Here is a 20,383-nt window from a genome sequence, read left to right as displayed (position 1 = left end):
CCCACCCCCACACGGCACTTATTCGGACAGGTTCTCAGCCCAGGGCATGCCTTATACTGCATCTGCTCTTAGATTGTCACTGCTCTGGCCCGTTATGCGGGCCAGGATCGCCGTGGTATCTGCCCCCTCACCGTGCGGCACAAATAACCGCAACTGGAAAGCAATGATTTCAGTAAAACAACCCATCGACTTGAGGGTGGCGGTGGTTGGTCCATCGGCACCCTCGATTTCAAGACGTGTCTCGCCCGCAACGCGGCGACGCCGCAGATAAAGCCCGTGACCCAGATCAACAGGAGTGGTCGACCCAAGTGCAACTGTCAGCATCTCATTCGGGGTCTGCGGCGTCCCTTTCATGAAACGTGCACGAAGGGCCGCGGCCCCATCCTCACTCAACGTCCGGCCAATCATCGCGCCACCTCCACGCGGAGACACCCGGTAAATACGCTCATTGCGGGTTGGAATATCTTTCCAGATCGGCAACAACAGGCCGGTGAGCAAAAAGAGTTTGGTTGTCTCCTCGCGGGGCAGCGCGTCGGCCTCATCATCCCAAAGACGTGCAAATTCGCCAACGTCGACTTCTTCCCAAGCAGATTTCTCAAACGCCTCTTCCAAAATCAACTTCGATCCCGTTGGTCGTACTGTCTTGCGCATCAGCGTGACAACATCCTCGTCATAGATTTGCATTGGTGCCCCATCGATCAGGGCAACACGGCCCGACGCGTGGTTGATCATCGGTACGCGACGCCCGGCCCGCTCGAGTGCCTCGCCTGATCTGCGCACATGAACCGGATTGGTGACCTCAAGACCGATAATCCGCGTGACAGCGTGGGATTGGGGGCAGGTCCAGAGATCCTCACCTGACGTCTGGACAATCTGGTCACCGCGCAGCGTTTCAACTCCCAGATCGAGCGTTCCGGCTTCGCGCGCACGTGCGGTCTGCGTTGCAATGCGCTCCATGAACTCTTCAAACAATGCGTTCTGCATATGGATGGGCAGCGCGAGAACGCGGTTGAGAAACCGTTGAATCGGCGGAAGATCATCAAGCAAAACCCCCTCACCATCCACCAAATTGAGTGCCGTCCACTCCGTAAAGGTTTCATAGCGCATCGACGATGCTCTATCATGGGCCAGATCGGCATAAAGGCCACGCAGCGCGTGCCGAGCGATCGGGCTTTCGAGGTTGTCTTCTTCGCGAAACATCCCCTGACCGCCGGTTTCCCGCTGACCTTTGGTCAATGCGCCCAGATTATCCAGGCGGCGGGCAATGGTTGCAGTGAAGCGCTTCTCGCCGTGCACATCGGAAGTGCAAACACGAAAGAAAGGCGCACTCACCTGTGCAGAGCGATGAGTCCGTCCCAGGCCCTGAATGGCCGCATCGGCGCGCCAGCCCGGTTCAAGCAGGTAGTGCCTGCGCCGTTTCTGGTTCTTAGCGTTTTCCGCTGCGTGGTATGACCGCCCAGTACCGCCCGCATCCGAGAATATCAAAATGTTCTTCTCGGCTCCCATGAACGCACCGGTTTCAGAAGAATTGGAGCTTGCGCTGCGTTTCTCGATGTAGAGCGTCCCATCCGTGCCTTTAAGGGGTCGTAGAGAACGGCCGGTAACCTCTGCAACGCTATCTGCCCCAAAGGCCCAAAGGATTTGATCAAGGGCGGCTGGGATAGGTGCCAGTGACATGAGCTCCACCATCGCCTCCTCGCGCAGCCCAAGCGCCTCGCGCGACACAACGAGATCACCGTTGGCATCTCTGAGGGGTTCGGCAATCACATTTCCATCGATCTCAACAAGCTTTTGTGTATGGATAGGGAAGGCTTGCTCGAGATATCCCAATACGTAATCACGCGGCGTAAGCGCGCCTTCGACCAGCTCATCTTCGGGATCCATACCGTCAAGGCGCCGCTTGAGCAGGCTTTCTCCGGTAGAAACGATCTGAACAACAGCCGCCCAACCGTCCTCCACATCTTGTTGGACGGCCGCAATGATGGAGGGTGCTTTCATCCCCATCAAAAGGTGGTTGAAAAACCGTTGTTTGGTGCTCTCGAAACGTGACCGCGCGGCGGCCTTAGCGCTGGAGGCCTGGGTTTTGCCAGTCGCATCAACCACACCTGTGGCCTCAAGAGCGGCATCCAAGTTCTGATGGATGGTTTTGAAGGCACGCGCATAGGCGTCATAAACTTCGATTTGCGCTGCGCTCAAAGCATGTTCAAGAACATCATACTCAACACCATCAAAACTCAAGGCACGGGCGGTATATAGCCCCAGAGCTTTGAGATCACGCGCGACAACTTCCATAGCAGCAACCCCGCCAGCTTCCATGGCTGAGACAAAGCTCTCGCGGCTTGGAAACGGATAATCAGCGCCTTGTCCCCAGAGACCCAAACGTGACGCATAGGCAAGATTGTGAACATTTGTAGCACCCGTTGCCGAAACGTAGAATATGCGCGCGCGGGGCAGGGCCAACTGCAATCGCAATCCCGCAAGGCCTTGTTGAGAGGGCTTTGTACCGCGCCCTTCCTCGGAACCGGCCGCATTTTGCATGGCATGTGCTTCATCAAAGCTGATGACACCGTCAAAATCAGGTCCGAGCCATTTAAGGATTTGATCAAGCCGCGTATTCCCGCCTTTGCCCGCAGAGCGCAAGGTTGCGTAAGTGACAAAGAGAATTCCTGCCGCCATAGAAATGTCCTGCTCAGGTTTCCACTTGGACAGGGATTGAATATCCGCGGGTGAGCCGCCCAGATCATGCCAATCTCGAACTGCATCTTCGATCAACGTAGCAGATTTGGAAACCCAAACCGAACGGCGGCGGCCCTGCAGCCATCCTGCGAGGATGAGACCTGCGACCTGGCGGCCTTTGCCGCACCCCGTTCCGTCACCAAGGAAATACCCCAAGCGGTAGGCCTTCGCTTCTGGATCATCGTCCTTGCGCACCAACTGGGTGTTGTTGTCGTTGATGGTAAACTTGCCGGGCAGATTACGCTCATGCGCGTCATTGGCCATGATGATTGTTTCCAGTTGGGCGTCCGACAACACCCCCTCGGACGTGATGCGCTTTGGCAATTGGAGCTCTGCGATTTGTCGCGCGGCGGGTGCGGGCGGTGCAACAGAGGCCATTGCCAGACTTTCCACCAGTGGCGTCGGGTGAGAGCGGGCCTGCGCAATGTCGATCCTTTGCGGGGCATAACGTGCATAGATATCGGAGACTGGCGGGTTTTCTCGTGGTGCGGCCAAAACATCATAGGCGACTGGCGCAAGCGCGTGTTTTGGCCCGATCACGACCCCAGTCGACAGACCCGACGCCTTGCTCGAAGTGCCGATGCGCCGCAAAGCCTCCCTGTTGACGGTCAGAATTGGTGATCGTGTTCTGGCGAAAGGTCCCGGCTGAACATCGCTGCGCTCAGGTAGGGTCTCATCGAGCAGGGCAAAGGCTTCTTCGAGGGTGTCGGCTGAGCGCTGCTCAAAGACGTGATCATCTAACGCCACCTTGTCGCAAATCAGGACTTGCGTATCGACCGTTGTGCCCATCTTTCGGTACACCGACCCTGGAATGTCCAAAGCGAGCCTTGGCGTGACGATCCCCGTGAGCCGCGTCCAGTAGGCTGGCACGCTTTTTGCTGAGAACCGCGTCGGCATGATCGCCACCAGCCTGCCCCCGGGGGCCAGCCGTTTTGATGCGGCGACAAGGTGTTTGGCGGCGGTATGCGGATCATTGCTGCGATCAATGGAGGAAGAAAACGGCGGGTTCATCAGGACGACGCTTGGCTTGCGGGGATCGAGCAACAGATCATCAATATGCTCGCCGTCATGGATGCTCGGCGTCAAATCAAAGATTGCTTCCAGCAGTACTGCCCGAAATGGATCTATCTCGTTGAGCAGAATGTCCGCCCCGTGACGGACGGCCATGGCCGCCAAACTACCTGTGCCAGCTGACGGCTCGAGAACGAGGTCACTTTTTCTGACACAGGCCGCATGTGCGACAAGAGCGGCATAGGGCAGGGGGGTTGAGAATTGCTGCAAACGGATCTGATCCTCAGAGCGCCGCGTTTCGGTGAGCAGGCCCTGTGCCAGCTGCGCCAATGCGCGCGGCGGCGTTGGGGACGTGGCGTCCTTAAGCGCCAAATTCGCCGCTGCTTGCATCACGTCATAGGCCATGCGCCAGTCCCAGTGCCCGGCAGCGTCACTGCCGCCGAAGTGGACGCGCATCGCTTTGGCAAGGTCAGCGCTGCGTAGACTTCCCCGCGTCACCAAAAGTGCCGTGGCTTGAAGCAAGTGGCGCAAGGATAGAACGCTCAGGGCTTCAGATGTTGCGGATGCGTTGGGGTCTGACATGGAATTTTTCCTTTCGGGGTTTGAACTTCACCAAAAAGAAAGCCGCCTTTCCTCTTTTGGAGAGGTTGGGCGGCTTGGAAAAAAATTCTACAATCTGATGCGCCGAGATCACCTCTCTCGTTGACGGGCATAAAACTCGGCCAACACATCTGAGCCAGTCGACACGGCCCCTTTGATCAACACCGACCCTGCCAGGCTCTCTTTGGAAAGCCGCACCAAGGTCCCCGACTTGATGTCTGCAAAACAGGTCATCCGCCGTCCGCGGCGTTTGTAATGCGTGCGTCGGACGTCCTGAACGGTTGATCCATCGGTGATCGTGACAGGTGCTGCAAGATGTATTTCATCACCCTCTTGGTAGTTTGGGATCGCGGCCCAGTCTTTGCATTTTTGCCGCCAACCGTGCGCATAGGACTTCGGGTCAGAGATTTCTGACAGACATGCGATAAGCCCAAGGGGTGCGCGTGCCTGCACGGGGCCCATGGTCTCATCCATATCCTTGTAACCAAAGCACCCCTGATCATAGCCGGTCAGAAACACAGCCGCGAATGTATATGCCCCGTCCGGGCCTGCAACATATTGGGTTTGCGTGAACGACGTTCCCGGTCTTGGTAAAGATCTGACAGCGACATACCAGACAGACCCTACTTTGCTCAGTCTAAGGGGCATCTGGGACAATGTATCGTTCTCAAAAGTGCAAATCCGTGTAATTTCTGCCTTTTCTTGGGCGTGACCCCGGATGCGCTGGTCGGTATAAAAAAGCCACCCCATCACGCAGCTCCTTTCATCTCAATTGGATAGATCTTGTCGAGCGGGACGCGGTAGGGCAAAGCATTGTCAAAATCTTCACTGTTTCCGTGATTTCGAACCCATGCATGGGTCGCTGTGAGATCCAGAATTTTGACGTGGAACACACCTCCGAGACCGGATGGCGTCTTGTAGATCTGACCGATCAACGGCGTTTGCTTTCTGGGATCAAACACATCGATCACGTGGTTGGACACGCACAGCATCAAGGTCGGGTCCCCGCGCGTGATAATCTGTTGCGCCGCCTGAATAATGTCGAGGTGATAGATGCCGGTATAGCCACAAAAAATTGCCGTCACCTCAGCAGCCCAGTTGGGATCAACTTGCGGGTTCTTGCCGTCCGCATAAACCAGCATTCCGTTGGTGTCCGGCGCACCGACTTCCTTGATCGAGGTCGCATCCAGCCCATTGGACATCAGGAAAACGCCCTGAGCGACGGAGAGGATCAGGCCGGGTTGCGTTACCTCACCGTCCCATTTGGGTATAAATCTGGTACAGCTTTGTGCGTGTTTGATAATCTTGGCGACCTCTGGGGTCGCGAATTCGAGTAGGGCCATTTGTATCTCCGAAGATCTGTATTTGAGGATTTGTTTTTGATGTGCTGGGGCAAGACCCAAAGAAACGACGCTCCTTTGGGTCTTGCCAGTGATCAGGCGGCTTTGGCGTGATCTTCGACGTGATCTGGGACATCGCTGGTCTCAACTGTTGCAGCCGGCGTGACGGTTTGCATATCAGGCGGGCACCATGTGGCCACGGCCGTGCGCTGTGCGTCGGTCAGGGTTGCAAAAGGCTCTGCAAAGAGCTGATCACAAAAGGTGACCACGTCGTTCTTGCTGGAACCGGCAAGATTGAGTGCTTCTTGGGTCAGGCCGAGGTCTGCATTCAGCATATGCAAAAGCTGTGCCTTTTTGAAACGACCGAAGAGCGCTGCATTCGGTGCCCAATGCGCGCGGAGATCGGGCATGATTTCTGCTTCAAAGTCGTACATCAGGACGTCTGCGGTCCGGTTGCGCGCAAAACAGGGTTTGACCGTCAGCCCGACAGCGAACGCGACAAGGGCGGCCTTCTTGGAGCCATTAAGCGCACGGAACTTGGCAAATTGCTCGGCAGGTGAGCGGGTTTCATCGGCCCAGCCCAGATCCAGCGTTTCGCGGATCACGTCCATTTGCTCCTGCGCGGTTCGGTCAATCTCATCAAGCTTGGCGTGAGTGCGATGCTGAACAGCTACCGTCAAGTCGATGGCGTAGGTACGGGCACCAGCGCAGAGCACATCGTTGATAATCTTGAACAGAGCAAAATCCGTGGCAATTTCAGGGTGGGATGCCAAGGCGGCTCCCAGAGCCATCGCCCGTTCCATCTTCAGGTCAGAGGAAAGTGCTGCAGAATAGGTAATGGCGTCGCTCTTGGTCACATCCTTTGGCGCTATGTTTCCGTCACCTCCAGAAGTCACATTTGCGCAGGCTTGATCTTCTGGGCGGATCAGACCAACCGTCAGATGGACATTGCTGTGGTTCCAGGTCGCAAACACTCCGGCGTTCTTGAGGTCATCCGGCAGATACCCGGTTTGCAGCTCATCCGCCTCTTCGGTTAGCGTATCGATTTCATCATAGATCTCGTCCGCCTCGTCTTGGCTGATCTCTTCGGCAGACTGGCGATCTTCCAGAGCAGAAACCAGCGTTGCGATCTCCCCAAGTCGCGCTTGACCTGCTGCGTCCGGCACGATTGTTGCTGGATAGACGCGGCCATAGCTGCTGAACATCTGGTAATCATGCTCACCCGCTGCATCTGCCCAGGCAAACCCAAGGCGGTCACGCTCGGCTTCGGCGGCCGCCTGAAGTTTTTCGATCAAAACCTTTTTGGCCAGATCCATATCTTCAAGGACCGAATGCTCGTCGAGCAAGTCCGCGGCAACTCCTCCTCCTTTGGCTTCATAGTCGTCCCGGATGAACGCACCCAACGCGTCACCCACTTGAATCCCACGGGCGCGCAATGTGGACTTGATCTGATGTGCATGCGGCCGCGCCCCGTCCTGGGTCAACGCCTCAAAGACTTCGAACTGGACTTCCGGGGAGGGATGATCGGCAAATGCCTTCATGGCATCCAGAGTGAGTGTCTTGGCCCGGACTGCTTCGCGGATGCTGGAATGAACAAGCCCGTACCGGAGGCGTTCTTTGACGGCAATCTCGGTCGTACCGAAGGTCATCGCGATACTGGCGATCGACTGATTGTCGGTCTTCATCATCCGGGCAAAGGCGTCAAACTGGTCAATCGGCGACATTGGGGCCTGGGTGATGTTCTCAGCCAGAGAGATGGCAGTTGTCAGATCGCAATCGGCGGGCACGACCCGACATTCGACCTTCGTTTTGCTTGTAAATGCCTTCTCAGAGGTATCAGCAGCCAGTTCTTGTAGAGCGGCGCGACGACGACCGCCGCCCAAAACACCGTATTTCGACCCGATCTTCTGCACAACCAGGGGCTGGATGAGGCCGAGCGTCACAATGCTGGCCTTAAGATGTACAATATTCTCGGCTTCATAAGCCTCGACGGATTGAGCACGCACGTTGGCGGGATGCTGTTCCAGTTTTCCGATTTCAATCTGTTGGGATGTCATTTGGGTTGTCATGATGCTTCCTTTATTGGTTGGTTCGATCCCGAAATGTCAGGATCACCCCCCAAAGAAGCCTGCTTTTACTTTCCTTCCGTCCGCCGGATTCAGCCCCCGTCTTCTAGACCTTGGAGCACCCGGCCCATCTTCATTCCCCTGCAAGGTCCCGCAGGGACCGCGCAGCGCCCCATTTGATCGTAACCCTCGTGAGGCAGATCGACGTACATGCAGGTCTGCATGAGCCAAAGGAGATTGGGCAGCTCAGTTTGCTGATATGGTCAAACGACTATTGGAACAGTGGAGATGTATCGTGCGGTGTTCTGGGGTGGAGCCGATTTATCGGCGCAGGCCTAGAGCAAGGTGCCCCGACTTGCGGGGCAGGGGCCATGAAACGCTCATCAGGTAATGCTTAGATGCCAACCGAAGAAATGCTTCACGAGGCTCACTTGTTTGGGCAATCTGGCCCAATGGGATGATGAACACAGAAACTACTTTTCATGTTTGAAATTGTCTGTCGCGAGAACTTTTGGCCTCAGGGCAGAAATATGACAGTAATCTACTTCATCCAATCCGGTACGCGACCCTCTGCTTCCTTTTTCTAAGCACTTTCAACGTTTCTGATTTCTACGTGGTTATTTGCGCGAATTAGCCCGTCGGTTTGCTGTGTTATATATGTGTTATATAGTGTGTTAAGGCACTGAAAATCCAGATAAGTCATTGGTGCATAATAATAAAATCGGACAAGCGGTGTGTGTTACCCCGAATGGACGTGTCTGATACCCCGAACCATAGTGTGTGTTACCCCGAATCGGGCTCGGTGGATCTGCAGACACGTTGAGGGGGTAGCCACATCGTTTGGTTGTTCGATTCGGTTTCTGATGCCTCAATTTTAGACCGTAATCGGGCAAATATTCCAGCATCGGTGGGTGAAACCCCGAATCGGCCCGACTTGGTGTGTAAAACCCCGAACCAGAGGAGCGTGTGTGATACCCCGAAAGATGGCTTCGGCCCTTAATAGTCAGGCAAAGGTGGGTGAAACCCCGAATACCCAGCCGCGGTGTGTAAAACCCCGAACCAGCCGATTGCATATTTTATAGTGTAAAGCGACATTTAGCCGGAATGCAGGTCTCCAAGTGTCTAATACCCCGAATCTCTTGACAGGTGTGTGAAACCCCGAATAGTTATCCACATGGTGTCTAATACCCCGAATCCAAATTTGCAGCTCCTACCGGAGCGCCACCCGCAAGATGATCTGTTCATCTGCGATGTGGCGGATGCAGTGCTGAAGGATGTGATGCCGCAGATGGAGCATCCGTTTTATTCACTCTCCAAGAAACCTGAAACAGCCGTTCGCCGCTATGAGCATAACGGTCATTGGGTCGAGATCACACCCAGCGTGAAGGGGTTGGCGACGATCTATGACAAGGACATCCTGATTTATTGTATTTCCCAGATCATGCATAAGCTGCGGGATGGAGAAGAGGTGTCTCGGCGCGTCCGCCTGAACTCCCGTGATCTGCTGGTGTTTGCCAACCGGGGAACGTCTGGCAAAGATTATCAAGCGCTTGTGCAGGCGGTGGACCGTTTGGCGGGCACGCGGATCAGCACAAACATTCAAACCGGCGATGAGGAACAATACGATACATTCGGCCTGATCGATGCGGCCTCTATCAGACGCAAGCACGGCAATGATGGGCGCTTGCTGTGGTGTGAGCTTAAACTTTCCGAGTGGGTGTTCAATGCGATCCGCGCGCAGGAAGTGCTGACGCTGCACAAGGACTACTTCAGGCTGCGCAAACCGATTGAACGCCGGGTCTATGAGATTGCCCGCAAACACTGTGGGCGCCAACCGACGTGGTCCATCAATTTGGATCTGCTGCATAAGAAATCCGGGTCAAAATCCTCGCTGAAAGAGTTTAGGCGGTCCTTGCGGCATTTGGTCGAACATGATCATCTTCCCGACTATTCGATCTCTTTCAAAGGAGATACGGATCTGCTCGTCTTTGTGAATCGGGGGACGATGTACAAAGAAGTTCAGGTGGTCGAGGCGGCGGCGCGCATCGTACTGGAAGCTGCGACCTATGAGGAGGCGCGCGACATCGCTCCAGGCTGGGATATCTATCACCTCGAGGGTGAGTGGAAAGTTTGGATGAGTGATGGTGGATTGGATGCCCCAAAGAACCCTGATCGTGCGTTCCTGGGGTTTTGCCGTAAGTGGTTCGAGAAAAGGGGCCGCCCTTAATCGGGTGCGCTGTACAGTGTTGGGTTGAGAGGCTTTGGCAGTGTGCGCTGACCTGGCGGCCTTTGTAACATCTGCGAACTTTGGAGCGCAACAGAGTTGACGCGCAGGCGCACAGCAATATATACGCGCAATCAAACAACACAAAATGCGCGCAGACGCACAACAAAAGTTACGCGTGTACGACGGCCCGTATCAAGGCAAGTGGTGAGCGTTCGAAAGGCAAAAACAGTGGCAAAACCCAATGAGAAGCTCGCATCTTCCTTAGAGGTTCTTCGTAAAGTTCAAGACGAAACGGGCCCGGTTGTAAAAAGCAGTCAGGTGTCCCGCGTTCACCGGGAGCGCTTACAAAAGGCCGGTTATCTGACTGATATTGCCAATGGCTGGTTGATTACGACACGACCACAAGACAGGGCGGGGGATTCCACATTTTGGTATGTCTCGTTCTGGGAATTCTGCAAACGATATTGCGAAGACAGGTTCGGGTCAGACTGGTGCCTGTCACCTGAGCATTCGCTGGTGATGCATGCTGAAAGTACAACCATTCCGCGGCAGGTTATTGTCTGGAGCCCAACGGGGTCGCGCAATAATAAGGATCTGCCATTCGAGACATCACTTTATGACCACCAGACCGAGCTACCCGCACCCGCTGACAGAGCTGAGATAAACGGGGTGCGCTTGATCGGAAAAGAGTTGGCGCTTTGCAAAGTCACAGAGGCCTTTTTTCAGACACATGCCCCTGAAGTCCAAATTACGCTGAACGGCCTGGCATCCGTGACACCACTCCTGACGCGGCTGCTGGATGGCGGTCACGTAAATGCATCAGGGCGGATCGCCGGGGCATTGCGCAAGATGGGGCGCGACAAAGATGCTGATCTGATCCTCAAAAAGATGGGAGATGCAGGTTATGATGTACGCGAGAAAGACCCCTTCGGGGTGGTTGCACTCGCCCCTCGCATTGCAAACGGAACATCACCGCTGGTCATGCGCATTCTTCAAATCTGGGAGAAGGAACGCGACGGTATTATAGACCGGTTTCCGAAGCCAAGCCCACTGCCACGTGATCCTGCGACGTATCTTGCGGCAGTAGACGAAATCTATGTCAACGACGCCTATAATTCATTGTCGATCGAAGGGTACCGCGTCACGCCCGAACTGATCGACAAGATCAGGGCAGGGGCCTTTGATCCAGAGGGTAACCCCGAGGATCGAGAAGATCGAAACGCTTTGGCCGCAAGCGGATATTGGCAAGCATTTCAGTCTGTGCGCAGATCCATTGAAAGCGTTCTTGCCGGACAAAACGCTGGCGAGGTCGCACAAGCCGATCACGATGATTGGTACAGCGCCCTGTTCCAGCCTTCCGTCGATGCGGGTATTCTAAAAGCTGGCGTGTTGGCCGGTTACCGGAGCCATCCGGTCTATTTGCGGGGTTCACGCCATACACCGCCACGCTCCGAGGCGGTTCTTGACGGCATCGAGGCCTTGTTTGACCGGCTACGCGACGAGCCTTCGCCCGCCGTCAAAGCGGTGATGGGCCATTGGCTTTTAGGGTATGTTCACCCCTATCCGGACGGAAACGGTCGTATGGCACGCTTTTTGATGAATGTCATGCTCGCGTCGGGTGGATATCCGTGGACCATTATTCGTCTGGAAGATCGCAGCAGCTACATGGTAGCCCTTGAAGTTGCCAGCACGACGACGGATTTACGGCCCTTCGCCGATTTTGTTGCAACAGCAATGGCGCGCGGAGTGTAGACGGTCGAGAACGGTGTCTTCCATCAAAAGTCTGGCGATGGAAACATGAAACCAAAATTTTTTAAGGGAAATTTTCCGTATCGGTATCGCTAAGCCAAAGCGGAAAAGGCTTTGCAAAAGGCTTTTGGCGCATAGAAACCTTTGGTTGAAAATAAATTTTATAACCGCCCCCAGATTGTGCTTGAAGCAATTTTGCGAACGGTTAAGAACACTCCTCATTGATGCCCAAGTAAGACTGGTGATATTTTATGAATGATGTGTTTTTTCCCGACTTGCCACTCAATTTGGTCACGAAAGAAGGCGTGGATGCCTGGCGCACCCAAGCGGAACCCTTCGCAATTTCCTATGGTCTGATCGGGCATGATGATACCGGTCGTCCTCTCTACCGCGCGCTTTTCGAAAAGACAGGCGAAACATTTCTGCTGGTCGACCCGGGTACGCTGGAGATTGTGTCAGCACCGATCAGCCTCAAAGGCGAGGATGCAGTTGTCGATCATTGCTTTGAGATTGCGCCAGAAGCCTCGCCTCTCTTGTATTTGGACACATCTGAATTTGTCGACGGCAGGCTTCCGATTGCCGCCTGTTTCATGGCACCGAAACAGCGCCGGTCATGACTCCGATTTCAAGATCAATACCGGACCAACTCATAGCCATGGCGACCCTCAAAGTCGTGCCATTCTATGCCGACGCCGCGGTAGAGACCCATGCCGCTATGACATCCCGTCGACAAGGCCATCCACGAAGGCACACTTCGGGCACTTGAGCGTGTCCAGTTGAAATCGCCTTGCACACCGTAAGTGCCCAAGAATGTGCGGTCGGTTTCTTCGCAACCGCCTTCGCTCCCCTGTTCGCGGTGCACATAGTGATCCACGCGCCAAACTTTAATGCTGCGCACAAAGTCAAAAGCGGGGTCAGAGATATCAATGTCAGCTGTTCCATTGTCGTCGGAGATGCTCTGGGCCAGCAATAATACAGCGGCCTCTTGGTCAAAGATCTCGTTTTGAACCGGAGCGCCGCGTGCGGGCTGACCAATGGATGCCAGAACAGGAAGCTCTCCGATCGGGGTCGATTGTTGCGGGGCATCTTCAAAGGCGTAGCGTAGGAACCTCTCGCTTGGAGATAATGGACTTGGTTCGTTCAGAACTGTCCGCATCGGGCAACGCCAGATCTGAAGAGGCGGTTCAATGGGCCAAGGTGTGATCCGGCGTATGAACACGGCGCGCGCATGAGCGCAGGGTGCCGAAGCTGGCCAGCCGCCTGACAAACACAAAAGGATCGCGCAATCGACTTGGTATGCTTGGGCGGGTCGCGGCACAAAAGCGACAAGACAAGACACAGCAAGAACAAGGAGTAGGCAGCGGGTTTTGAGAAAGTCAGTCATTTTCGTCTCCGATCTGAAAGATGTAGGGAAGTGGGGTCAATTGTCTTTACGGGGCGTATCCAAAAGCGCCGTGTAGTCACGGATAGCGCCTTCAATCTCGAGGCGTGTTGCGCCATGCGCCTGTTGCAGACAGTTGAGATAGTCTTGGGCATCGGTGAAATACTGGGAGAAATCCGCAGAAAGCTCGGCTCTAAACTCGATCAGCATCTCCGGATCGTTTGGAAGAAGGGGCACCGCAGGGGGTAGGCAAAAAACTGTCTGGGAAAGCACGGCGGCAGGCAGGCTGCAGACCATCAACAACACAAAGCCTTGAATGCGGTTTGCAGGTGTCCGTCCGAATCGTGCGCAAAAGACAGAAAACGCGGCTGCCGTGACGATCCATCTATTTGGTTCTGTGTATGAGCGCAGAATTGCGGTCATGAATTTGTGGCCGTGCTGCGATTGTTCATGGGGGAGAACTTCCCAATATCTTAGGGCTGGAATTCGCTTAAGGCTTTATATTGAGCCACTCTGAAGGTCTCATTTCACCATACAACCTGAAATAGCATTGACTAGGTTAAATATGTAACCTAACGATGAATATGCAAACTACCGTAATGCGCGAAGTGCTAGCGATGGTTGGGACGGTGGTGTTAGATGACCCAGATGAGTGGCTTTGGCTGCAGCTGTGGGGAATCGAAAATGAGAGACAGATCGTCTGTGCGCAAGATGGCCGGTGTTCGTGAGGACATTTCGGCTGGGGGAACGTTAGAAGTCGAATGCATAGAAGGTGCGCAGAAGGATAAAGGTGTATGGCGAGGGCTTTGGCGGCTGTTCGTGTGTACCCAAGCTGATGATGGTGCGCCGTTACGTGCACTTGTTGTCGTCGCGGGGGACGCAAGTCCAAAATACATCGTCACCGTATCCGGTCTGGTATCTCTTGCTGTCGAACTTGGCTTCAACGTTGTGAACATCCCACTTGCCGCAGGCCAAAAAGAGGTTTGGGAAATTGCGGAGGACCATAGGTAAAAATCTTTGGATCATTGCGCTTTGCGTGATAGCCGCAAAATCTTCACCAATCGCCGCACAAGCAGATGTTATCGACCTTGAAAAAGGTGAGTTTTCCAACACCACAAGATCACCCAGTCAATTCGTGTCAGGCGTTCTGGATCTTGATAGACCAACCCCTCAGCCCGCCGCACAACTGCTCGATCAGCCCGACCCTGTAGTTCTGCCAAGCGTGAGCGCACCCCGGCAGGGAAGTGCCGAGGTCGAGGAGATGATCCGCAACGTCGCCGCGCAATATCTTGATCATCCCGGTCTTACGGCTGCCGAACTATCGGGTCTGCAATGGCTCGCATTGTTTCGTGCAAATATCGGCATTGAATCCAATTTCAGGCAATCCGCCGTCTCGCATGTCGGCGCAATTGGGCTGGGACAGCTTATGCCCGAAACCGCCCGCGTACTGCGGGTGGACCCGCATGATGCCGAAGAGAACCTGCATGGCTCCGCGCGCTACCTTCTTGCGCAAATGCTGAGGTTTCAATCCGCAGAACTGGCGCTCGCTGCTTACAACGCGGGTCCTGAAGCCGTCACACGCTACGGCGGCATTCCCCCTTACCGCGAAACGCAAGAACACGTTGTCAAAGTGTTTGCGCTTTATCGCGCAACGATCCCACAGGAGAATTTGTGATGAAACAACTGAAGCGCCTTTTGGCTCTGACGCCCTTCTTTTTGGTCATGGCGGACCCGGCGCTCGCGCAGAACCTCGATCCGCTGGAAAATATGCTGCAAACGGTGGTCGACGCGCTCACCGGTCCAATCGGCCGCCTTGTTGGCATCCTCGGGTTGGTCGCCGCTGGCTACATGATGTTCACCGGGCGGCTTAACTGGCCGCTGTTTTTGGCGATTTTCCTCGGCATTGTTTTGGTATTTTCCGCCGCGACCATCATCGACGGTTTCGCAGCACCTTAAGAACGCAAGCAACCCTGCACCTGTCTTGAGGGTGCGGGGTCCCATCCATTTCAAAAAGGTGCCCGCAGATGCGTGAAACGCCCGTCTTTCTTGGATTGACCAGACCTCCCAAGTTTTTCGGGTTGCCTATCGGGTATTTCATTGGGCTGATGATGACGGCTGTGATCCCGTTTGTCGGATTGGACGAGTGGAAGTTCCTGCTTCTGATCCCCGCGGCTTATCCGGTGCTCTGGGTTATCGCAGATCGCAATCCCGCACTGTTTGAGATTTTGGCGACTGTGTACACAACGACACCGCCCACGAGGAACCGCGCCATTCGTGGCGGGGATAGTTATGGGCCCACACTGTCGATGGCGGGGTCCAATACGGCGCAACTCATCGGGGCAGCCGCGAGTAAGGAAGAACCTGCGGCACGTCATTTGCCATATATGTCATCGCTGACAGACGACATTATTCTGACGCGGCAGGGAGACCTGATGGCGTCGGCCATCGTGGAGGGGCTCGACAGTTTTACATCTGACGATGCGGACGTGGACACGCAAGCAGAGGCTTTCGCCCGCCAGGTGGGCCAGTTTGGCGAACAATTTGGATTTTACGTCAACAAGATAACCATCCCCGAGAAGGTCGATCTGGATCCTGTCGATGAAGACCCGTTCACCTCAGAAGTTGACCGCCGTTGGTTGTCGGATGTGAAGTCACGCAACCTCAAGCGACGTGTGATTATGATTTCGCTGCTCTTGCGACCAAGCATTTCTGACAAACTGGGCCTGTCAAAGTTTTTCTCCCCCAGAAAAGAGAATGCGCAGTTTCGCGCGGAACTCATCGAACGCCGGGACAAGCTGAATGAGGCAATGCGCCTTCTTGAGGGCATGCATCAAGGCGTTGGGTTTCGGCGGTTGCGCGTAGGGGATGGCGAGTGGTTGGGCCTTCTTGGCTCCGTGCAGGGTCAGAGCTACCAACCGCGCCATGCCGTTCCAGGCCAATTCCTGTCCACGGCAGGGGTCAACAGTGAGTTCACGTTTAAAGGCAAGCTGGTTGAGATCGATAATGGCCAGGAGAAACGGTTCGGGGCCTTGTTTGGCGTGCAAGCTTACAGCCCCAATACGTGGCCCACGATGTTGGACGCGTTAGAGCTGCCCTTTGACATCGTGATCACCAATAGCTTCACCCCGCAGCGCAACAACGCGGTTGTCGAGAAAATGAAACTGGTCTCACGCCAAATGAAGGCCACAGACGATGCTGCCCGTTCTCAACAACAAGATTTAGAACTTTCGGCTGATAACGTAGCCTCTGGCCGACAAGTTTATGGCACACACCATCTGTCGGTGATGGTCACGGCGGACAGTCCCAAAGAATTGGAGATCGCCGCATCCGAGGTTTGGCGCGCCGCGCAAGAAACGGGTGCTACGATGATCCGCGAACGCGCCAGTTATTGGGCCTTCAAAGGCGTGATCTCGGCCCTGTTCTTCGCTCAAGCTCCAGGGAATTGGTCCCATCGCGTTCGCACAGCCTTGCTGTCGTCCGACAATTTCGCCGAAATGGCAGCGTTTCACAAAGCACGCCCTGGCAGAGTCAAAGAGCAATCACCCTGGGGAGAGGTGATCAGTGTCTTCCCGACGATTTCATCGGGGATGTACCGCTTCAATTTTCATGACGCAGGCAAGCGCCTAGAGGAGCCGAGTGCGGGGCACACGCTTGTGTTGGGCCGCACCGGGTCAGGTAAAACCATCGGCACGGCCTTTCTTATGGCGCAGGCGCGACGTGTCGGTGCGCGCGTTTTGGTCTTCGACAAGGATCAGGGCCTGGAGATGTCAGTGCGGGCGATGGGTGGAGCCTACAGTTCGATCAAAGTAGGCGAAGCCACAGGGTTTAACCCGTTCCAAACTGAAACCGATGAGCGTGGTGCTGCATGGTTGACCGATTGGCTGACGGATATTTTGGCCCGCAACAAGCCGCTTTCCACGACACAGACTGTCGCGATTAACAACGCGGTGCGCCAGATCACCTCAGCGCAAGAAGGGCTCCGTACATTTGCGGGCTTGGAAAGCCTTGTCACATCTACCGATGATGATGGCGACCTCCTCGCGCGGGTGCGTGAATGGACCAAAGGTGGACGCTACAGCTGGCTATTTTCCAAAAAGGCCGACCAGCCGATTGAGATTGGTGAAGAGGTCGTTGGCCTCGACATGTCGGAGATTTTGGACCTCAGCACAGAACGCTCGGCCCTTCTGGCTTATCTCTTCCGTCGGATCGAGCGGGTCATTGAGGATCGAAAGCCGACGATGATTGTCATTGATGAGGCCTGGAAGATGCTGAACGACGAGATGTTTGAAAAGCGTCTGCACGATTGGCTTGTGACAATGCGCAAGAAGAACTGCGTGGTGATCATGTTGACGCAAACACCCGGCCATCTCGAAAAAAGCTCCGTTGGTCAGATCATCGCAGAGAGCGTGACGACGCAGGTGCTGTACCCGAACGCGCGCGCGAACCCAGAGGATTACAAGATTTTGCGGCTTAATGATCGAGAGGCAGATTTCCTATCTCGCGGGGCCGGTGCGATGCGGATTGCTTTGGTGCGTTCTGGTAGCGACAGCGTCTTTGTCGACATGGACCTCAGCGGTCTGGGAAGCGCGCTGACAGTTTTGGGTGGCGGGCGCACGGGAGAAGAACGTGCGCCTCATAATTGGCGCAAAGACACTGAGTTTTGGAGACATATGTCATGAAGTGGATCACAGGAATATTGTTGGCTTTGATTGTCCCGGGTTGCTCTGGTGTGAGCACCGGCCAGCGGTCGGATTGTTTTGGCCGCATGGACATAAGCGATACGTTTGTGACCAGAGATGGAACCAGCGTGTCGCTACATGGGGCATTGTCAGCGATAGCGCCCGTTGACGACTGTGGGTTTGTGGACTTTTGAGATGAGGTGCATTGGTCTCGCAAAACTATGCCTCCTGATTGTGATTGGCGGCCCAGTTTGGGGGCAGGGAGTTCCCATCATCGATGGAACCCGGCTCTCGAATGCGATCTCGCGGCTTTCGGAACGCGCGAGGGATTTCACCGAGCAGGGCACAAAGCTCGCCACGCGGGACGAACAAAGTACGCTGGAACAAGAACAGCTCGACGCCTTTGAACGGTTTTTGGCGCAGACAACCGGCATCACAGACATCTCCGGTTTCGAGACGGGTGGAAGCGGTATCCCGAGTGCTGCGGAGACCTACCCAATCGAAGAAAGCCATCCAGACCAGCAGCGGTTGTTTGGAGACAACGCGTCCGTTGAACAAATGATCATCACCACAGCGGCCCGCTACGAGAACCACCCTGGTGTGCGTAAAGTTGGGTTGTCTCCGACCACATGGCGCATCCTGTTCCAATCTTTGATCAAGCAGGAAAGCCGCTTCAACAATGCGGCTGTGAGCCATGTAGGTGCGCGTGGATTTTGCCAACTTATGCCTGGCACTGCCGCCGATCTTGGCGTTGATCCCAGAGACCCATGGCAGAACTTGGATGGTGGCGCGCGCTACATCGCCACGCAGCTCAATACCTTCGGCCGGATCGACCACGCCCTTGCGGCCTATAATGCTGGGCCGGGCAATGTGAACAAATATGGCGGCATACCGCCATTTGAAGAGACGCAAAATTATGTGCGCCGGATCCGTGGGTATTACGATGAATATCTGAGCATCATTACCGGCGCAGACATGACTGGATCCCTCAATGGGATCGACGGGGCGAGTGCGGCTTGGGGGAATTGGGCGGATGCTTCTGCCGGATATGGTGCCTATCAAAGCGGGCAGGTGGATCAGGCGATGCGCCGCGTCTCAGAATTGTTGCGACAAGCGGAGCCAACATCGGCCAAAGAGGCCGTCGACCACAACACCTACATGATGGCCGAACGGGCGAGGCTGATGGCTTTAACTCTGAGATTGCGCGCGGCCCACGTCAAAGTTGAAGCGGCGGCTGGCATGAACACCGCTGCGCAAAACCTTCAATACACAACATTTTGGGAGTTCACCGATGAAGGCTAGTATCAAAGCGGCATTCCTGGGGTTGGCACTCACGCTGCTGCCACTCTCGGTACACGCGCAAGGTGTTCCAGTCATCGACGGGACCAATCTTGCAAAGAATGTAGAGCAATTGCAGGCCGCGCTGCGCGACGCAGAAAACCAGATCGCGCAGATCGAAGAACTAAAACGGCAGGTCGAGCTACAGATAGAACAATTGACCAACCTTGAAAATATCCTGGGGTCAATAACTGGATTGAACGACATCGCGGCGCTGTACAATTCGGTTGAAGATATACGCAGTAGGGCCGCGAAAATTACGGATCTTAGCGGTTTCCGGGATGCACTCGCTATTGGCGATTTTGATGGCCTGTTGGAAAATCTGCTTGATGGCGACGTGACAATGGGAGAACGCCGCGCGGCTGATGCCATGCGCGAAACGCTGGCGGGTGCGGGCTTTACGCAGGAAAGGCTGCAGGGCCTTTCATCCTCAGATAACGCAGCTGATGGATTGATCGCGGAGACTGCCGCAGCGAATGCGACCGCGATCGCTGCAGCGCAACTGTCTTATGAAGAGGCGGGACAGAGCCTCGAGCGAATTGATGGGCTGGTGGGTCAAATTGCCAACCAGGAGACGATGAAAGAATCCATCGATCTCAACACGCGCATGGCGGCCGAGACCAACTTCATGCTGGGGCAGATGTGGCGGCTCAATGCAGCACAGGGTCTGGCAGCAGGTCAGAACGGGATCAACTGGGCCGCAGAGCAGGCCAAAGAACGCGCATTCTTTGATTTTTCGGGAGCAGCAGAATGATATCCCGCACAATATTTACTTTGATCTTTGCAATCCATCTCGCCTCGCCGCTTGCCGCTGAGGAATTTTCAGACCTGTCGCCGCAACAACTCCAAGAGAGTGCCGTGGAGGCAGTCAATGAGGACGACAGCCAACGGTTGCTGAAAATCATGAAAGAGATGCAAAGCCGCCAGCTATTGTTCTTTGCAGATACGAGCGAAGAGGATTGCAATCGTGAACCGGACCGCGTTGGCATCTTGGCCTTCAGACCCTTTGCATGGGGGTTCGCGCGAAAGGCCTATGTGACGTTCCTTAAGCAGCAACAGCTTGAAATGGGGGCTTGCGGCTGCCTCACACAACTTATGACGTTTGACGCGTTTGCACTCCAGATGACCGGTGCGCCTGCGGCGACCATGGATGAAGCGCAATACGAAATTCTGAACAACTATCAGCGAGATATGGGTAATCAGGTTGCGGACGCGCATAGGGCGCACCGCCAAACAAACTGCGAAGCCAACTGAAG

Annotated in this window: 16 protein-coding genes; 10 read left to right on the top strand and 6 right to left on the bottom strand. The window is 55.1% G+C overall.

Annotation, left to right across the window (positions count from 1 at the left end; all coding sequences use genetic code 11):
- Positions 1 to 51: 51 nt before the first annotated feature.
- The 4 genes from AADJ11_RS18325 to AADJ11_RS18310 form a co-directional block, all read right to left on the bottom strand.
- Entirely contained in the window at positions 52 to 4,329 is a 4,278-nt protein-coding gene (locus tag AADJ11_RS18325) for a strawberry notch family protein (RefSeq protein WP_341235878.1), read from the bottom strand.
- A gap of 108 nt (positions 4,330 to 4,437) precedes the next feature.
- Positions 4,438 to 5,097 carry a hypothetical protein gene (locus AADJ11_RS18320; protein ID WP_203243535.1) on the bottom strand — a complete coding sequence of 220 codons (660 nt, stop codon included), beginning with the start codon at positions 5,095 to 5,097 and terminating at the stop codon, positions 4,438 to 4,440.
- Positions 5,097 to 5,690 (bottom strand): DUF3085 domain-containing protein, encoded by a 594-nt coding sequence (locus tag AADJ11_RS18315; RefSeq protein ID WP_341235877.1) that lies wholly within the window; start codon positions 5,688 to 5,690, stop codon positions 5,097 to 5,099. Before AADJ11_RS18315 ends, AADJ11_RS18320 begins: the two co-directional genes overlap by 1 nt.
- Before the next feature lie 92 nt (positions 5,691 to 5,782).
- A complete protein-coding gene (locus AADJ11_RS18310; RefSeq protein WP_341235876.1) occupies positions 5,783 to 7,756 on the bottom strand; it encodes a ParB/Srx family N-terminal domain-containing protein in 1,974 nt (657 codons plus the stop codon).
- Between the two features lie 1,198 nt (positions 7,757 to 8,954).
- Between AADJ11_RS18310 and AADJ11_RS18305 the strand changes: the two genes are divergently transcribed.
- From AADJ11_RS18305 to AADJ11_RS18295, 3 genes are all read left to right on the top strand, one after another.
- Positions 8,955 to 9,980 (top strand): replication initiator protein A, encoded by a 1,026-nt coding sequence (locus AADJ11_RS18305; RefSeq protein ID WP_341235875.1) that lies wholly within the window; start codon positions 8,955 to 8,957, stop codon positions 9,978 to 9,980.
- 96 nt (positions 9,981 to 10,076) lie between these two features.
- Entirely contained in the window at positions 10,077 to 11,732 is a 1,656-nt protein-coding gene (locus tag AADJ11_RS18300; protein WP_341235874.1) for a Fic family protein, read from the top strand.
- 248 nt (positions 11,733 to 11,980) lie between these two features.
- Positions 11,981 to 12,346 (top strand): hypothetical protein, encoded by a 366-nt coding sequence (locus AADJ11_RS18295; RefSeq protein ID WP_341235873.1) that lies wholly within the window; start codon positions 11,981 to 11,983, stop codon positions 12,344 to 12,346.
- 14 nt (positions 12,347 to 12,360) lie between these two features.
- Here AADJ11_RS18295 and AADJ11_RS18290 read toward each other — a convergent pair whose 3' ends face one another.
- Positions 12,361 to 12,885: a hypothetical protein gene (locus AADJ11_RS18290; RefSeq protein ID WP_341235872.1), complete on the bottom strand. Its 525-nt coding sequence runs from the start codon at positions 12,883 to 12,885 to the stop codon at positions 12,361 to 12,363.
- Between the two features lie 264 nt (positions 12,886 to 13,149).
- Complete coding sequence (locus tag AADJ11_RS18285) at positions 13,150 to 13,533, bottom strand: hypothetical protein (protein ID WP_341235871.1); 384 nt, start codon at positions 13,531 to 13,533, stop codon at positions 13,150 to 13,152.
- A gap of 216 nt (positions 13,534 to 13,749) precedes the next feature.
- Here AADJ11_RS18285 and AADJ11_RS18280 point away from each other — a divergent pair, with 216 nt between their 5' ends.
- The 7 genes from AADJ11_RS18280 to AADJ11_RS18250 all read left to right on the top strand — a co-directional run bounded on the left by AADJ11_RS18280 (position 13,750) and on the right by AADJ11_RS18250 (position 20,381).
- Complete coding sequence (locus AADJ11_RS18280) at positions 13,750 to 14,121, top strand: hypothetical protein (RefSeq protein ID WP_341235870.1); 372 nt, start codon at positions 13,750 to 13,752, stop codon at positions 14,119 to 14,121.
- Positions 14,072 to 14,785, top strand: a complete 714-nt coding sequence (locus AADJ11_RS18275) for a lytic transglycosylase domain-containing protein (RefSeq protein ID WP_341235869.1) — start codon at positions 14,072 to 14,074, stop codon at positions 14,783 to 14,785. The genes AADJ11_RS18280 and AADJ11_RS18275 overlap by 50 nt, the downstream gene beginning before the upstream one ends.
- The gene (locus AADJ11_RS18270) at positions 14,785 to 15,066 is read left to right on the top strand and encodes a TrbC/VirB2 family protein (protein WP_341235868.1); all 282 of its coding nucleotides are present in this window, start codon (positions 14,785 to 14,787) and stop codon (positions 15,064 to 15,066) included. Before AADJ11_RS18275 ends, AADJ11_RS18270 begins: the two co-directional genes overlap by 1 nt.
- Before the next feature lie 68 nt (positions 15,067 to 15,134).
- Positions 15,135 to 17,789 carry a VirB3 family type IV secretion system protein gene (locus AADJ11_RS18265; protein WP_341235867.1) on the top strand — a complete coding sequence of 885 codons (2,655 nt, stop codon included), beginning with the start codon at positions 15,135 to 15,137 and terminating at the stop codon, positions 17,787 to 17,789.
- A 195-nt stretch (positions 17,790 to 17,984) separates the two neighbouring features.
- Positions 17,985 to 19,091, top strand: a complete 1,107-nt coding sequence (locus AADJ11_RS18260; RefSeq protein WP_341235866.1) for a lytic transglycosylase domain-containing protein — start codon at positions 17,985 to 17,987, stop codon at positions 19,089 to 19,091.
- Positions 19,081 to 19,881, top strand: a complete 801-nt coding sequence (locus tag AADJ11_RS18255; RefSeq protein ID WP_341235865.1) for a type IV secretion system protein — start codon at positions 19,081 to 19,083, stop codon at positions 19,879 to 19,881. Before AADJ11_RS18260 ends, AADJ11_RS18255 begins: the two co-directional genes overlap by 11 nt.
- Positions 19,878 to 20,381, top strand: a complete 504-nt coding sequence (locus AADJ11_RS18250; protein WP_341235864.1) for a hypothetical protein — start codon at positions 19,878 to 19,880, stop codon at positions 20,379 to 20,381. Before AADJ11_RS18255 ends, AADJ11_RS18250 begins: the two co-directional genes overlap by 4 nt.
- The last annotated feature ends 2 nt before the right edge of the window (positions 20,382 to 20,383 follow it).

The organism is uncultured Sulfitobacter sp. (assembly GCF_964021855.1).
GTDB lineage: Bacteria > Pseudomonadota > Alphaproteobacteria > Rhodobacterales > Rhodobacteraceae > Sulfitobacter.
The sequence above is the reverse complement of the archived record's forward strand: the minus strand, read 5'-3'. Positions and strand labels throughout refer to the sequence as shown.

Bases quoted from the DNA above. Each gene is read 5' to 3' on its own strand.
- AADJ11_RS18325 (WP_341235878.1), bottom strand. From the start codon at position 4,329: ATGTCAGACCCCAACGCATCCGCAACATCTGAAGCCCTGAGCGTTCTA.
- AADJ11_RS18320 (WP_203243535.1), bottom strand. From the start codon at position 5,097: ATGGGGTGGCTTTTTTATACCGACCAGCGCATCCGGGGTCACGCCCAA.
- AADJ11_RS18315 (WP_341235877.1), bottom strand. From the start codon at position 5,690: ATGGCCCTACTCGAATTCGCGACCCCAGAGGTCGCCAAGATTATCAAA.
- AADJ11_RS18310 (WP_341235876.1), bottom strand. From the start codon at position 7,756: ATGACAACCCAAATGACATCCCAACAGATTGAAATCGGAAAACTGGAA.
- AADJ11_RS18295 (WP_341235873.1), top strand. From the start codon at position 11,981: ATGAATGATGTGTTTTTTCCCGACTTGCCACTCAATTTGGTCACGAAA.
- AADJ11_RS18290 (WP_341235872.1), bottom strand. From the start codon at position 12,885: ATGCGGACAGTTCTGAACGAACCAAGTCCATTATCTCCAAGCGAGAGG.
- AADJ11_RS18285 (WP_341235871.1), bottom strand. From the start codon at position 13,533: ATGACCGCAATTCTGCGCTCATACACAGAACCAAATAGATGGATCGTC.
- AADJ11_RS18280 (WP_341235870.1), top strand. From the start codon at position 13,750: ATGACCCAGATGAGTGGCTTTGGCTGCAGCTGTGGGGAATCGAAAATG.
- AADJ11_RS18270 (WP_341235868.1), top strand. From the start codon at position 14,785: ATGAAACAACTGAAGCGCCTTTTGGCTCTGACGCCCTTCTTTTTGGTC.
- AADJ11_RS18265 (WP_341235867.1), top strand. From the start codon at position 15,135: ATGCGTGAAACGCCCGTCTTTCTTGGATTGACCAGACCTCCCAAGTTT.
- AADJ11_RS18260 (WP_341235866.1), top strand. From the start codon at position 17,985: ATGAGGTGCATTGGTCTCGCAAAACTATGCCTCCTGATTGTGATTGGC.
- AADJ11_RS18255 (WP_341235865.1), top strand. From the start codon at position 19,081: ATGAAGGCTAGTATCAAAGCGGCATTCCTGGGGTTGGCACTCACGCTG.
- AADJ11_RS18250 (WP_341235864.1), top strand. From the start codon at position 19,878: ATGATATCCCGCACAATATTTACTTTGATCTTTGCAATCCATCTCGCC.